1 pseudogene is annotated in these 240 nt (G+C 47.1%); it reads right to left on the reverse strand.

The features are described 5' to 3' along the window. Window positions 1-240: pseudogene (locus tag CHH91_RS19000) on the reverse strand (GAF domain-containing protein); the annotation flags it as partial.

Genomic DNA, 240 nt, shown 5'->3' on the forward strand with positions numbered 1-240 from the left:
CACAATAATAGGATAATTGAACAAGTCCCTTGTGCCGATATCGCTGTTCACATTTTGGAGCAGTATCGCTTTTCCTGTTTTAAAAACGATCCCGGCAACGCCTTTGCCTGAATGGAGCACAATCCGCTTGTACCGGTCATTCATGTTCCCGGACACATACTGCCACGTTAATACAAACCGATCTTCGGCCGGCTGGACGAGAGCTAGGGATACAAAGTCAAACTTCCATCTCTTCCGGAT

This window comes from Virgibacillus sp. 7505 (assembly GCF_002272135.1).
Lineage (GTDB): Bacteria > Bacillota > Bacilli > Bacillales > Amphibacillaceae > Terribacillus.